Source organism: Kitasatospora sp. NPDC004614 (assembly GCF_042873675.1).
Lineage (GTDB): Bacteria > Actinomycetota > Actinomycetes > Streptomycetales > Streptomycetaceae > Kitasatospora.
On record NZ_JBIALR010000016.1, the window covers coordinates 38,340 to 52,293 of the forward strand.

The window sequence follows — 13,954 nt, forward strand, 5'->3', positions numbered from 1 at the left end:
TGCGTCCGTCAGTTGACACCTGTTCGAGGAGCCGAGGACCCCGATGAAGGTACTCATCATCACCACCCCGGTGGCAACCCACTTCGCCCCGCTCGCCCCGCTGGCCTGGGCGCTGCGCGGGGCCGGGCACGAGGTGCTGGTGGCCGGCCAGCCGGACGTGATCGCCGCCGCGCACGCGGCCGGGCTGAGCGGCCACAGCGTCGGCGAGGCCTTCCACGCGGGCGAGTTGATGTCGCTGGGGCTGCCGGCCGGGCTGCGTCCGATCGAGGCCGGCGGGCGTCCGGCGCCGGCCGCGTTCGCCGGCGCGGTGCGCCCGTGGACCATGCACACCCGGTACACGGTGGGCGCGTACCTGGAGATCGCCCGCTCCTGGAAGCCGGACCTGGTGCTCTCCGACCGGCTGGAGTACGGCGCGCTGATCGTCGGCGGCCTGCTGGGCGTCCCGGTGGTGCAGCACCGCTGGGGCGTCGACCCGGTCGGCGAGGTCGCGCACGCGGTGGGCGCGCACTCGCTGAGCGGGGTGTGCGCCCGCCTCGGCCTGCCGGACGGCCTGCCGCAGCCGGACCTGGTGCTCGACCCGTGCCCGCCCGGTTTCCAGGACCCGTCCGTCACCCCCGGCACCCCGATCCGGTACGTGCCGAGCAACGGCTCAGGCCCGGTGCCCGACTGGGCGTTCGACGAGCCGGCCGGGCACCGGGTGTGCGTGTCGCTCGGGCAGTTGACGCTGGCGATGAACGGGCTGCCGCTGCTGCGCCGGATCGTCGACGCCTTCGACGGCATCCCGGACACCGAGGCGCTGGTCACCGTCGGCGCCCCATACCGGGAGCAGCTCGGCCCGGTGCCGTCCTCGGTGCGGCTGGTCGACCCGGTGCCGCTGGACGCGGTGCTCGGCGGCTGCACGGCGGTGGTCCACCACGGCGGCTCCGGCACCCAGTTGACGGCGACCGCGTTCGGCCTGCCGCAGCTGGTGCTGCCCGGCCACCTGGACACCTTCGTGGTCGGCGACCGGATCGTCGCCTGCGGCGCGGGCCTGAGCCTGGACGAGGCGGCGCAGCAGAACGACGTGGAGGCCGTGCACAAGGCGCTGCGGGCGCTGGTGTCCGACCCGGCCCACGCGGAGGGCGCGGCCCGGCTGCGCGCGGGCATGGCCGGGCAGCCGAGCCCGGCGGAGACCGTCCCGGTGCTGGTCGAACTGGCCGGCGCCGCCTGAGCGTTCACCGCTCCCCCGGGCCCGAACGGCCCCCGCCCCGGCGGGGGCCTTCTCGTTGCCCGCCACCGGTCCAACGCAGACGGCCGCCCGCCCGGCCGTGGTACCGGCGGGCGGGCGGTCGCGATTGCGATTGCGGCGCGGCTCAGGCGGTCCGGCCGGAGACCGTGTGCACCGGGCGGAGCACCAGCGTCTCGGTGCCCTCCGCGCGGTAGCCGGGCGCGGCGGCGGCCGCGGCCTCGTCGCGCCACCAGCCGAGCTGTCCGTGGCCGCCGGGGCGGACCTCGGAGCGGCCGAGGGCCGCGCCCAGGAAGCCCTCCTGGCCGGCCAGCTGCTCGGTGTGCGCGGCCCAGCCGGCCTCGACCTGTTCGGCGGCGGACTCGTCGGCGGCGTGCACCGCCAGCACCAGCACGCCCTGCTCGGCGCCGTCGGCGGGCAGCAGCGTGCCGTGGTCGGCGGTGGGGACGAAGCGGTCGATCCGGGCGTCCGCGAGCCGGGGCAGCTCGCTCATCGCCTTGGCCGCGAAGGCGTAGGAGCGCACCACCGACAGGTACGACTGGGAGTCGCGCCACCAGGCGAGGTTGACGTAGGTGTCGGGCGAGGTGGTGGAGCGGGCCAGGACGCCGAGTTCGAAGCCGTCGCCGGCGCGCATCAGTTCGGCCTGCTCGGCGAGCAGCTGCTCGAACTCGGCGGCGTCGCCCTTCAGGGTGAAGGTGGCGACCACGGTGATCGGGCGGTCGGTGGTCTGGTCGTCGGTCATGTGCGGTGTCCTGTCGTGGTCTCGGTCCGTGCGGGGAGTCTGGCCGCGGCCGGTCGAGGGCCGCTCGAACGGGGTGTCAGCCGGCCGTCCAGCCGCCGTCGGCGACGAACTCGCCGCCGGAGCAGTACCCGGACTCGGCGCTGGTGAGGAACAGGGTGAGGGCGGCGATCTCGTCGGGGGCGCCGAACCGGCCGAGCGGGATGCCCTCCAGCAGCCGCTGCTCGATCCGCTCGGGCATGCCGCCGGTCATGTCGGTGCGGATCACGCCCGGGCAGACGGCGTTGACCCGGATGCCGTCGCGGCCGAGTTCCAGCGCGGCGACCTTGGTCATGCCGAGCACCGCGAACTTGCTGGCGCAGTAGGCGGTGAGCATCGGCACGCCCTGCTGGGCGTTGACGGACGCGATGTTGACGATCGTTCCGCCGCCGGCGGCGCGCAGCGCGGGGACGACGGCGCGCATGCCGAGGAACACGCCGAGCTGGTTGACCTCGATCACGTTCAGGTAGTCGTCGCGGGTGGTGGCCTCCAGCAGGCCCTGGTGCAGGATGCCGGCGTTGTTGACCAGGCCGTCGAGTCCGCCGAAGGTCTGCTCGGCGAGTGCGACGGCGGCCGCCCAGTCCTCCTCGCGGCGGACGTCCAGCCGGATCGCCGCGGCCGATTCGCCGAGCTCGTCGGCGAGTTCCTTCACGTCCTCGCGCAGGTCGCCGAGCACCACCCGGGCGCCCTCGGCGACGAACCGCCGTGCGGTGACGGCGCCCTGGCCGCCGGCCGCGCCGCTGATGAGGACGGTACGTCCGGTCAGCTTTCCCATCACATGTCTCCGTCTGCGAAGTGGTCGGTGAAAGAAGTGGCCGGCGCGGTGGGGTGGCGAGGTGGCGGTGCGCCGCCCCGCCACCTCGCCGCGTCAGCCGACGGCGAGCCGGTCCGCGGCGCCCGCGCGGAGGCCGAGCGCCGCGAACGCCTCGGCGGGCGGGGCGGCGTCCAGGCCGGGCCCGGACGCGGCGAGGTGGCCGTCGGGTCGGATCAGCAGCCAGCCGCCGGCCGGGACGCCGAGGTCGGCGGCGAGCGCGCCGTCGGGGTCGGCGAGCGGTCCTGGCCCGTCCTCGCCCAGGGTGCGGACCCGGACGGCCGGGTGCTCCTCGGCGAGCCGGTGCAGCGCCGGGTACTGGGCGGGGACGGCGCGGGCCAGCAGTGTCCAGCCGGGGGTGCGCAGTTCGTCCAGCAGCGCGGTCCAGGCGGGCGACGGGTCGGTGACCTTGGCGACCCGCTGCCCGGGTGCCGGGCCGGAGCCGGTGGCGGGTGCGGCGGGCAGGGCGAGCGGGCCGTCGGCGTAGGAGAGGTCCAGGGCCGACATGCCGCCCATGATCTTGCGTTCGATCTTCGACTTCAGCGGCCGTACCGAGCGGACCACGGTGAAGAGGGTGCGCAGTGCGGCGGCGGCCTTCCGGCTGCGGAGCTGCACCAGCATGGTGGCCATCCGGGTGGACTTCAGCAGGGTCGCCCCGACCGGGACCCGTTCGGCGCTGTAGCTGTCGAGCAGGGTTTCGGCGGCCTCGCCGTTGACCACCGCGGCGAGTTTCCAGGACAGGTTGACGGCGTCCTGGATGCCGGTGTTCAGGCCCTGGCCGGAGGCGGGGCTGTGGACGTGCGCGGCGTCGCCGGCCAGGAACACCCGGCCGCTGCGCATCTGCTCGATCATCCGCTGCTGGATGGTGAACACCGAGACCCAGGTGGGAAGTTCGACCTCGACGGGCCGTCCGGTGCCGATCGAGATCTTCTCGGCGAAGCGCCGGGCAACCGCCTCGTCGCTGGGGTACGAGGCGTCGGCGGTGTCCAGCAGCCGCCACTTGCCGGGGTCGGGGAAGGGCACCATCATCACGGTGCCGGCGGGGGTGCGCATCCAGTGGATGCTGTCCCGGGGGAGGTCGCAGTCGACCACCGCGTCGGCGATCAGCCAGGTCTCGCTGCTCTCGCCGATCAGCGGGATGCCGAGCTGCTTGCGGACGGTGCTGTGCCCGCCGTCGCAGCCGATCATCCAGTCGAACGAGGCGTCTTCGGTGCGGCCGTCGGGGTGCGTGAGCACGGCCCCGACGCCGTCCCCGCGGTCGTCGAACGAGGCGAGCCGCACGCCCCACTCGACCTGGACGCCCTGGCGGGCGCAGGCGGTGCGCAGCACCTCCTCGGTGATCACCTGGTCGACCATCAGGGTGAACGGGAAGCGGGTGGGCAGGTGGCTGTAGTCGGTGTCGAAGCGGGCCAGCCGGCGGCCGTTCTGGTGCAGCGTGAAGTGTTCGACGCGCTGGCCGCGCGGCAGTACCTCGTCCAGGATGCCGATCTGGTCGTAGACCTCCAGGGTGCGGGCGTGGGTGGCCAGGGCCCGGCTGGTGGTGGCGGGGCCGTCGGCGGCGTCGACCAGCCGGACGGTGACGCCGTGCCGGGCGAGTTCGTGGGCTGCGGTCAGGCCGACCGGCCCGGCGCCGACGACCAGGACCTGTGCGGTGGTCACCGGCTCTCCTCCAGGCCGTGCTTGACGGTCTTCCACCAGCCCGGGTTGTCCCGGTACCAGTCGACGGTGTCGGCCAGGCCCTGAGCGAACGGGATCCGCGGTGCGTAGCCGAGTTCCTCACGGATCTTGCTCTCGTCCAGCGAGTACCGCAGGTCGTGGCCCTTGCGGTCGGAGACTTTGCGCACCGCGCTCCAGTCGGCGCCCAGGTGCTCCAGCAGCTGTTCGGTGATCTGCAGGTTGGTCTGCTCGTTGCCGCCGCCGACGTTGTAGATCTCGCCGGCCCGGCCGCCGGTCAGCACCAGCTGGATGGCCCGGCAGTGGTCGTCGACGTGCAGCCATTCGCGGATGTTGGCGCCCTCGCCGTACAGCGGGACCTGCTTGCCCTCCAGCAGGTTGGTGACGAACAGCGGGATGAGCTTCTCGGGGTGCTGGTAGGGCCCGTAGTTGTTGGAGCAGCGGGTGACCGAGACGTTCAGCCCGTGGGTGCGCCAGTAGGCGCGGGCGATCAGGTCGGAGCCGGCCTTGGAGGCGGCGTACGGGGAGTTCGGCAGCAGCGGCCACTCCTCGGTCCAGGAGCCCTCGTCGATGGAGCCGTACACCTCGTCGGTGGAGACGTGCACCACCCGCGGCACGCCGGAGCGCAGCGCGGCCTCCATGACGTTCTGGGTGCCGCCGACGTTGGTGCGGACGAACTCGGCGGCGGACTCCAGCGAGCGGTCCACGTGCGATTCGGCGGCGAAGTGCACCACGGCGTCGTGGCCGGGCATCAGTTCGAGCAGCAGCGGCAGGTCGCAGATGTCGCCCTGGACGAAGTCCAGCCGGGGGCCGGAGGCCGGCAGGTTGTCCCGGTTGCCGGCGTAGGTGAGCTTGTCGAGGACGGTGACCTGCGCGTCCTCGTAGCCGGGGTAGCCGCCCTCGAGCAGCGTCCGGACGTAGTGCGACCCGATGAAACCGGCACCGCCGGTGACCAGGATTCTCATGCTGCCACCTCGACCTGAGTGTGATCGCCGACCACCAGGCGGTGGTGACGCAGGGTGCTCTGCACGCTGGTGACGTTGGCGGAACGGCCGATCAACGAGCCGTGCACGCCGCTGACACCGCGGACGGTCGCGCCGTCCAGCGCGATGGAGTAGGACACGTGGGTGTCGCGCAGGACGCAGTCCCGGCCGATCGAGGTGTGCGGGCCGATGTGGCTGTCCTCGATCACGCTGCCCGCTCCGACCACCGCCGGGCCCTCGATCCGCGAGCGGATCACCTTGGCGCCGGGCTCGACCAGCACCTCGCCGATCAGCTCGCTGCTCTCGTCGACCTCGCCGGCGACCGAGCGGCGCAGGCCGTCCAGCAGTTGCCGGTTGCAGTCCAGGACGTCGTCGACCCGGCCGGTGTCCTTCCAGTATCCCCGGTACTCACTGGCGCTGACCTGCGCCCCTTCGGTGACCAGCCACTGGATGGCGTCGGTGATCTCCAGCTCGCCGCGGGGGCTGGGCTCGATCCCGGCGACCGCCCGGTGGATCGCCGGGGTGAAGAAGTAGACGCCGATCAGCGCCAGGTCGCTGCGCGGCTGCTGGGGCTTCTCGACCAGGCGCTGCACCGTGCCGTCGGGGGCGACCTCGGCCACCCCGAACGCCCGCGGGTCGGCGACCTTGTGGACCACCACCTGGGCGGCCGGCCGGTTGGCCCGGAACTCCTCGGCGATCTCCACGATCCCGTCCGGGAGCATGTTGTCGCCGAGGTACATCACGAAGTCGTCGTCGCCGAGGAACTCCCGGGCGACGGTCACGGTGTGCGCCAGGCCGAGCGGCTGCTCCTGGTGGAGGTAGGTGATGCGCACCCCGAGCCGGGCGCCGTCGCCCAGCACGGCCTCGATCTCCGGGCGCCGTTCGCCGACAATCACGCCGATCTCGGTGACCCCGAGCTCGCGGATGTTCTCCAGGACGTGTTCGAGCACCGGGCGGTTGGCGACCGGGATGAGCTGCTTGGGCATCGAATAGGTGAATGGACGCAGACGGGTTCCCGACCCGCCCGACAGCACCAGAGCCTTCATCGGGGTCCTCTTCCTCAACGGTCAATGGCGCGGACAGCCGGAGGATGGGAGCTCGCGGTGGAGAATCCCTCGAACCCGGCCGTCAGGATCGGTGGGCCGGGCCGCGGGCCGGCTCCAGCGGAAGTCGAGCGAATCACCGGCGGGGCACGCCAGGGCTGCGCGATGCTGATCGACATGTCCGCCACCACGCCCCCGCCCGGGTCCCAACTCCCGCCCCCCGCACTGCGGCTGAGGCCGCCCGAGCATTCCGTCGACCCGCGCGCGGTGCGCTGGTGGCGGCTGAGCGCGCTGCTCCGCTGGCTGCTCGCCGCCGCCGCGCAGATCGCGCTGCTGGTGCTGCTGCCGTCCTGGGCGACGGTCCCCCGGCTGGCCGCGCTGGCGCTGACCGTGGTGCTGGCCGCCGTCCACCTGGCCGTGATGCCGCGCCGCCGCTTCGCCGTCCACCGCTGGGAGACCACCGACAGCGCGATCTACACCCAGAGCGGCTGGCTGGTCGAGGAGCGGCGGATCGCCCCACTCGCCCGGGTGCAGACCATCGACCACGAGCGCGGGCCGCTGGAGCGCCGCCTCGGCCTGACCACCATCACCGTCACCACCGCGTCCTCGGCCGGCCCGTTGAAGATCCGCGGCCTGGCCGAGGACACCGCGAGCCGGCTCACCGCCGACCTCACCGCCGCCGTCAGGTCCGGCACGGGGGACGCCACATGACCGCCGTCCCCGCCCCGCCCGCCCCGCCCGCCGAGGCGCCGGCCGACCAGGACGGCTGGCGGCGGCTCGACCCGCGGATGCTGCTGGTCCACCCGGTGCACGAGGTGGTCAAGATGCTGCCGCTGCTGATCACGGCGCTCGTCTTCGGGCACAGCTCCGGGCACCACAACAACTGGGCGTACCTGGTGACGGCGCTGGCGGTCGGCGCCGGCCTGCTGCGCTGGTGGACCACCCGGTTCCGGGTCGCCCCGGGCCTGGTGGAGCTGCGGCACGGCCTGCTGATACGGCGTCACATCGCGGTGCCCGCCGACCGGGTGCGCACCGTCGACCTGCACTCCGGCGCCGTCCACCGGATGCTGGGCCTGGCCACCGTGTCCGTCGGCACCGGGCAGGCGGCGACCGCGCGCGGGGACCGGCTGAAGCTGGACGCGCTGCGGCGCACCGAGGCGCTGGCGCTGCGCGAGGAACTCCTCGCCGGCGCCCGGGCCACCCCGGTGGCCGCCCAGGAGCCCTCCACCGTACTGCTGCGGTTCTCGCCCACCTGGCTCCGGTACGCGCCGTTCGCGCTGACCGGTTTCCTGCCGCTGCTGGCGATCGGCCTGTCGCTGACCGGCCCGATGTCCAGCATCACCCAGCAGACCCCGATCGGGTCGACGGTGGAATGGCTGCTGCACATCGACGCGCTCGGCCCGAAGGCCGTCCGGCTGCCGCTGGTGATCCTGCTCGTCGGCACCGCGATCAACCTGCTGACCTTCGCCGAACGCACCGTCGGCTTCGCCCTGCTGCGCGGCTCCGGCGGGTCCCTGGAGATCCGGCACGGGGTGGTGAGCAAGCGGGCCATCGCGCTGGAGAAGCGCCGGGTGTACGGCGTCGAGCTGGCCGAGAGCCTGCCGGTGCGGCTGCTCGGCGGCGCGCGCTGCTCGGCCGTCGCGACGGTCGCGCACCGCGAGCGCGGCGGCCCGCCGCTGGTCCCGGCCGCGCCGCTGGCGACCGCGCTGGCGGTGGCCGAGGAGGTGGTGGGCGACGGGCCGCTGCGCGCGCCGCTGGTCGGGCACGGCCCGCGGGCCCGCACCCGCCGGCTGACCAGGGCGCTGGGCGGCTGGGCGCTGGGCCTGGCGCTGCTCGGCGCGGCGGCGGCACTGGACCTGCTGCCGGCCTGGTGCGCGCTCGGCTGGGCGGCGCTGCTGCCGTTCACCGTGCCGCTGGCCCTGGACCGGTACCGCTCGCTGGGGCACGCCGTGGCGGACGGTTTCCTGGTGTCCCGGCACGGTTCGCTGGTGCGCCGCCGGACGGTGCTGTCGGGCGAGGGCGTGATCGGCTGGAACCTGCGCCGCTCCTGGGGCCAGCGCCGGGCCGGCCTGGTGACGCTGACCGCGACCACCGCCGCCGGGCGCAAGAAGTACCAGGTGATCGACCTGCCCGTCGAGCAGCTGCCGGGCGTCGCCGACCAGGTGCTGCCCGGCCTGCTGACACCGTTCCTGGTCCCGGCGACGGACTGACGAAACGGAACGCCCGAAACGGAACGCCGAAGAGCGCCTCCCCGCGGGGAGGCGCTCTTCGTCTTCTCCGGGACCCGGTTCCGGGGCTCAGTTCCGGGGCTCAGTCGGTGAAGCACTCCTCGGCGATCCGCACCCGGCGGTTGCCGAACGCGATCCGGTCGAGGATCTTGCGCCCCAGCGGGGTGCGCTGGACGACCGCCGCCAGCTTCGGCCGGATCTTCGCGGCCAGTCCGCCCCGGGACAGCATGGCCTTGCTCTGCAGGCCCTGGAGCTTCATGGTCGCGGCGATGTCCGGCCCGCGCAGGGTCTCGAACTCGCTCAGCCGGGCCGCCGAGGTGTCCCCGTCGGCCAGTGCCCGCACCAGGATCGGGTGCAGCACCACGGCGTCCTGGACGGCCAGGTTGATGCCCTGCGCGCCGATCGGGCTGTGGGTGTGCGCGGCGTCGCCGATCAGCACCAGGCCGTCGGCGGCCCAGCGGTCGGCCCGGCCGGAGAACACGTCGAGCAGGGTGACGTCGCGGGTGGAGCGGATCTGTTCCCGGATCAGTTCGGCGTACGGCGGGATCGCCGCGGCCAGCTGCTCGCGGATGTGGTCGATACCGTGGACGGCGACCTGCTGGTAGCCCTTGTGCGGCAGGGTCCAGCCGATCTGCGCGCTGTCCGGGTACGAGTCGTACGCCAGCACCGGGTTGCCGCCGTCGCGGAACACCCGTACGTCGCGGCGCTCGCCCGGGCGGCGGCCGGGCAGCTTGAGCTTGAACCAGAGCACGTCCAGGTCGAACGCCTCGGTGCGGCCGGCCTCGATCCCGGCCAGCCGGCGCACCTTGGAGTACCGGCCGTCCGCGCCGACCACCACGGCCGCCCGGACGGTCAGTGTTCCCGCGCGGACGCCGGTGGTGCGGCCGCCGTCCTGGAGCAGCTCGCCGACCCGGTGGCCGTCGAAGTACGCGAAGCCCTCGAACTTCTCGCAGTGCAGCAGCAGTTCGTCCAGCAGGTGGGCCTGCGGCAGGCTCAGCAGGTGGTCGTACGGGGCGGGCAGGCGGCGGTAGTCGATGTCGAGCAGCACGCGGCCGCCCTCGACCAGCCGGAACCGCTCGTGCTCGTGCGCGCCGCGGGTGCGGGCGCCGGACAGCACGCCCAGCCGGTCCAGCAGCGCCATCGCGCCGGGCTGCAGGATCTCGCCGCGGAACTCCCGCTGGTGGGCGCGGGCCCGTTCGACCACCGCGACCCGCAGCCCGGACTTCAGCAGCAGCAGCGCCAGCACCAGCCCGGCCGGCCCGGCGCCGACCACGCAGACGTCCGCCTCGGCCTCCCGGCCGGTGTCCTCGCTCATGCCGTTCCTCTCCGGTGCAGGGGTTTCAGAGGAGTCCGAGGCCGCCGTCGGCGGTGACGGTCTGGCCGTGCAGCCAGGCCGCTTCGGGGCTGCACAGCAGCGCGACGACGTCGGCCAGGTCCTCGGGGGTGGTGAGCCGGCCGGCCGGGGTGCGGGCGGCGAGCATCGCGGCGACCTCGGGCTGCGGGGTGGCGGGGCCCTTGTCGATCTTCGAGGTGGAGACCGCGTTGACGGTGATGCCGCGGCCGGCCAGTTCGACCGCCAGGTAGCGCACCAGGGACTCCAGCGCGGCCTTGGCGACGCCCGCGGCGACGTACCGGGGCACCACGGAGCGGGCGCCGGAACTGGAGACGGCGACGATCCGGCCCGGTCCGCCGCCCATCAGCTCGGCGATCGCGGCGCCGCCGCGCAGCAGCGGGTCGAGCGCGGCGCCGACGGCGGCGGTGACGGCGGCGGCGTCCCCGCCGACGGCGGGGGTGGGCCGCCACGGTGCGGCGTTGTGCACGAACACGTCGAGCCGGCCGTACCGGTCGCGGACCTCGCCGAGCAGTTGGTCCAGGCCCGCCGCGGTGGTGATGTCGGCGCGGACGGCGTGCGCGCCGCCCCCCAGACCGTCGAGCTCCTCGACGGCCCGGGCGGCGTCCTGTTCGGAGTGCGCGTAGTTGAGCACCACCCGGGCGCCCCCGGCGCAGAGCCGGCGGGCGACCGCCAGCCCCACGCCGCGGGTCGCCCCGGTGACGACCGCGGTCTTCCCGGACAGCCCGAGGTCGGACGGCTCAGGCACCGTCGGCCGCCGGGGCGGTGCGGGTGCCGGCCACCGGCGCGGCGAGCTGCGTCTCGACGGTGGCGAGCGCGGCCAGGTCGGCGTACTCGGGCAGTTCGCGGGCGGCCTGCCAGGCCTGCTCGCTCGCCCAGCGGGTGAGCGCGGTGTAGCCGCCGGGCCGCATCAGCGCCTTGGCCAGGTCGGCGTGCCCGAGGCCGCCGGCCAGCGCCTCGATCCAACTGCCGTACGCGGCCTCGAACTTGTCGGCGTCCTCGGTGACGGTGAAGCGCTCCACGACCAGCACCGCGCCGTCGCCGGTGGCCTCGCCGTCCACCCGCAGCACGCCCATCGACGGCTCGGCCTGGACGTCCACGATCCGGTGGAACTCCTCGGCGTGCGCCTTGAAGGTGTCGCTGCCGAGTACCTGCTGGAAGTCGCCGGGGGTGGCCCACCAGCCGAAGTTGACGTACACCTCGGGCCGGTCGGCGGCCCGGACGGCCTGGTGCGCGCGGAACCCGAACTGGGCGCGCATCCACTGGACGTGGTCCAGGAAGCGCTCCTCGAAGGCGTCGCCGCCGGCCGGGTCCTTGAGGGTGAAGGTGTTGATGACGGTGAACTGCGGGGCGGCCATCTCCTGGCTCCCTTCGGTCGTTGGGTCGGCGAGGCCCAGGCGGGCGGCGAACTGCCCGGCCAGGACGCGTCGTTGGATCTTTCCGTTGCCCGAGCGAGGGATCGACCCGACCGCCTCGGCGTGCACCGGCCGCTGGTAGTACGGCAGTTCGCCGCCCACCTGCTCGAGCACCTCGGCGAGCCGCCCGGGCTCATCGAGCACCAGCAGGGCGCCGGCCACCCGGTAGCCCTGCCCGTCGGGCAGGCCGACCACGACCGCCTCCCGCACCAGCGGGTGCGCGGTGAGCACCTGCTCGACCTCGGACGGGGCGACCAGGAAGTTGTCGACCTTGAAGACGTCACCGAGCCGGTCGATCAGGAACAGCCGTCCCTGCTCGTCGGTCCGGCCGATGTCGCCGGTGGTGAACCACTCGCCGGGGGCCAGGTCGGGCCCGCCGAGGTAGCCCTTCATCACCTGCGGCCCGCGCAGCTGGACTTCGCCGGTCTGCCCGGCGGCCAGTTCGGCGCCGCTGTCCAGGTCCACCACCCGGCACTCGGTGCCCGGCACGGTCCGGCCGACCGAGCCGTGCACGGGGTGCTCGGGGTCGTCGCTGTGGGTCAGCGGGGAGGTCTCGGCCAGGCCGTAACCCTGGAACACCGGGATGCCGAACCGCTCGGTCAGCGTACGCGCGGCCTCCACGGGCAGCGCGGAGCCACCGGAGGCGATCCGGGTGACGGTGCGCAGAGCGAGCCCGTCGAGGGCCGGATCGGCGGCCAGCCGGGCCAGGCGCACCGGCAGGCTGTAGAAGTGCGTCGCGCCGTGGGCGTTGGCGGCGTGCACCGCGTCCACCGGCTCGGGGTCGGCGCACAGCACCTGGGTGGCGGCCGCGGCGACCGCCGAGTTGAGGTGCATCGGGTGGTAGGTGGGCAGGTGGTTGAGGGTGGTCGCGTCCGCGTCCAGCAGGTGCGCGGCGGCGATCTGAGCGGCGTTCACCGTGAGGTTGCGGTGGGTGAGCCGGACGGCCTTCGGCAGGCCGGTGGTGCCGCTGGTGAACTGCAGGCAGGCGGTGTCGTCCAGCTCGACGGCGGGCGGCTGCCAGCCGTCACCGTCCGGCGCGCCCGCGATCAGCGCGGCCAGCGTCTCCGCCTCGCCGTCCTCCGCGCCGCCGATCAGCACGACCTCGCGCAGCTCCGGCAGGTTGGCCCGCACCGCGTTCAGCTTGGGCAGCAGGCCGGCGTCCACGAACGCCAGCCGGGCCCGGCTGGTGGCCAGCACGTGCTGCACCCCGATCTCCGGGATCAGCGGGTTGACCACCGCGACCACCTGCCCGGCGCGGGCGGCGCCGTAGTAGGCGACCGCGAAGTCCGGGTGCAACGCGGAGGCGACCGCGACGGTGCCGGGCCCGTCCAGCCGCCCGGCCAGCGCCCGGGCCACCGCGGTGGCCCGGGCGTCCAGCGTGGCGAAGTCCAGCTCGGCGCCCTCGACACCCGCGACGGCGACCCGCCCGGGGTGGTCGGCGGCGGCCCGCGCCGGCAGCGAGTCCAGCCGCCCGGGGCCGGGCAGTGCCCGGTCAGACACGGCGGGCCTCCGCGAACGCCATCGCGTGCTTCAGCGTGGTGGTGCTGTTGGTGGACAGCGCCCGGTGCACGTACTCGCGGGCGTCGGCGACGGTCTTGCCCTCGCCGAGGATCTTCTCGATCGCCGACGGCTTCAGGGTGACGGAGTGCCGGGAGGTGACGTCCACGCCGCCGTCCACCTGGACGATGGTCCAGCGGCCGGTGTGCGCGGTCATCAGCGCGGGGACGGCGATCTGCTTGTAGACGATGCGGTCCTCGCCGAACACCACCCGGATCGACTTGGTGGTGTGCACCGAGCCGTCCGCGGTGCTGGTGTCCATCGACATCACCTGGATGCCGGGGACGTCCTCCTGGAGGTCCAGCGCGGCGACGTGCGGCAGCCGCTCCGGCCACAGGTCGGCCCGGTTGAGGAACTCGAAGACGTCCGCACCGGCGCCGGCCACGTGCACCGTGTCGTCGAAGCTGAACACCAACTCGTCCAGCTCGGAGCCCAGTTCGGCGATCTGCTTGATCCCGGCCAGCTCGGACGCGCTGTTGCGGTCCAGCGCCGCGTTGATCCACTCCACGTTCTCCGGCAGGTCGTCGACCGCGGTGAAGTCGTGGTGCAGCTCGAGCAGCGAGGTGCTCTCATCGATCGCGGTGACCGCCCAGGTGCCGCCCATCGACGCCACCGGCGGCGTCGAGATCTCCTGCCGGAACGTCACCTTCAATCCCTCGGCGTCCAGCTCGCGGCGCGACACCCAGGTCTTCACCTCGCCGTTCGCGGTCGCCCAGATCCGGATCCGCTCACTGCCCTCGGACTGCTCCAGGTGCTCGACGTGCACGTTCGGCGCGAAGTACAGCGGCCAGGTGGTGACGTCCGCGACGATCCCGTACACCGCCTCGGCGGGTGCGGCGACGGTGGTGCTGTGGACGGTGCGGTGCTGCTCGGCCATGTCTCTGTCTCC

12 protein-coding genes are annotated in these 13,954 nt (G+C 73.9%); 3 read left to right on the forward strand and 9 right to left on the reverse strand.

Features of this window, described 5'->3' with window-relative positions:
• Positions 1-43 precede the first annotated feature (43 nt).
• Positions 44-1,210, forward strand: a complete 1,167-nt coding sequence (locus ACFYST_RS27450; RefSeq protein WP_387636985.1) for a nucleotide disphospho-sugar-binding domain-containing protein — start codon at positions 44-46, stop codon at positions 1,208-1,210.
• Positions 1,211-1,352: 142 nt separating this feature from the next.
• Here ACFYST_RS27450 and ACFYST_RS27455 read toward each other — a convergent pair whose 3' ends face one another.
• The 5 genes from ACFYST_RS27455 to ACFYST_RS27475 form a co-directional block, all read right to left on the reverse strand.
• A complete protein-coding gene (locus tag ACFYST_RS27455; RefSeq protein ID WP_387866137.1) occupies positions 1,353-1,967 on the reverse strand; it encodes an antibiotic biosynthesis monooxygenase family protein in 615 nt (204 codons plus the stop codon).
• A gap of 76 nt (positions 1,968-2,043) precedes the next feature.
• The gene (locus tag ACFYST_RS27460) at positions 2,044-2,778 is read right to left on the reverse strand and encodes an SDR family NAD(P)-dependent oxidoreductase (protein ID WP_387636990.1); all 735 of its coding nucleotides are present in this window, start codon (positions 2,776-2,778) and stop codon (positions 2,044-2,046) included.
• A gap of 93 nt (positions 2,779-2,871) precedes the next feature.
• On the reverse strand, positions 2,872-4,473 hold the full coding sequence (locus ACFYST_RS27465; protein ID WP_387866140.1) for an FAD-dependent oxidoreductase: 1,602 nt from the start codon (positions 4,471-4,473) through the stop codon (positions 2,872-2,874).
• A complete protein-coding gene (gene rfbB / locus ACFYST_RS27470; protein WP_387866143.1) occupies positions 4,470-5,453 on the reverse strand; it encodes a dTDP-glucose 4,6-dehydratase in 984 nt (327 codons plus the stop codon). Before rfbB ends, ACFYST_RS27465 begins: the two co-directional genes overlap by 4 nt.
• Positions 5,450-6,517: a glucose-1-phosphate thymidylyltransferase gene (locus ACFYST_RS27475; protein ID WP_387636998.1), complete on the reverse strand. Its 1,068-nt coding sequence runs from the start codon at positions 6,515-6,517 to the stop codon at positions 5,450-5,452. Before ACFYST_RS27475 ends, rfbB begins: the two co-directional genes overlap by 4 nt.
• A gap of 174 nt (positions 6,518-6,691) precedes the next feature.
• On the opposite strand from ACFYST_RS27475, the gene ACFYST_RS27480 reads away from it, so the two are divergent.
• Together ACFYST_RS27480 and ACFYST_RS27485 are read left to right on the forward strand one after the other, a co-directional pair.
• Positions 6,692-7,225: a PH domain-containing protein gene (locus ACFYST_RS27480; protein ID WP_387866144.1), complete on the forward strand. Its 534-nt coding sequence runs from the start codon at positions 6,692-6,694 to the stop codon at positions 7,223-7,225.
• Positions 7,222-8,724, forward strand: a complete 1,503-nt coding sequence (locus ACFYST_RS27485; protein ID WP_387866147.1) for a PH domain-containing protein — start codon at positions 7,222-7,224, stop codon at positions 8,722-8,724. The genes ACFYST_RS27480 and ACFYST_RS27485 overlap by 4 nt, the downstream gene beginning before the upstream one ends.
• 100 nt (positions 8,725-8,824) lie before the next feature.
• Here the strand turns inward: ACFYST_RS27485 and ACFYST_RS27490 are convergent, their stop codons facing one another.
• Genes ACFYST_RS27490 through ACFYST_RS27505 form a run of 4 tightly spaced genes read right to left on the reverse strand, consistent with a single transcriptional unit; the run spans position 8,825 to position 13,942 of the window.
• On the reverse strand, positions 8,825-10,057 hold the full coding sequence (locus tag ACFYST_RS27490) for an FAD-dependent monooxygenase (RefSeq protein WP_387866149.1): 1,233 nt from the start codon (positions 10,055-10,057) through the stop codon (positions 8,825-8,827).
• A 25-nt stretch (positions 10,058-10,082) separates the two neighbouring features.
• Positions 10,083-10,841, reverse strand: a complete 759-nt coding sequence (locus tag ACFYST_RS27495) for an SDR family oxidoreductase (RefSeq protein WP_387866151.1) — start codon at positions 10,839-10,841, stop codon at positions 10,083-10,085.
• The gene (locus ACFYST_RS27500; RefSeq protein ID WP_387866154.1) at positions 10,834-13,008 is read right to left on the reverse strand and encodes an AMP-binding protein; all 2,175 of its coding nucleotides are present in this window, start codon (positions 13,006-13,008) and stop codon (positions 10,834-10,836) included. The genes ACFYST_RS27495 and ACFYST_RS27500 overlap by 8 nt, the downstream gene beginning before the upstream one ends.
• Positions 13,001-13,942 (reverse strand): aromatase/cyclase, encoded by a 942-nt coding sequence (locus ACFYST_RS27505; protein ID WP_387637012.1) that lies wholly within the window; start codon positions 13,940-13,942, stop codon positions 13,001-13,003. Before ACFYST_RS27505 ends, ACFYST_RS27500 begins: the two co-directional genes overlap by 8 nt.
• Between the last annotated feature and the right edge of the window lie 12 nt (positions 13,943-13,954).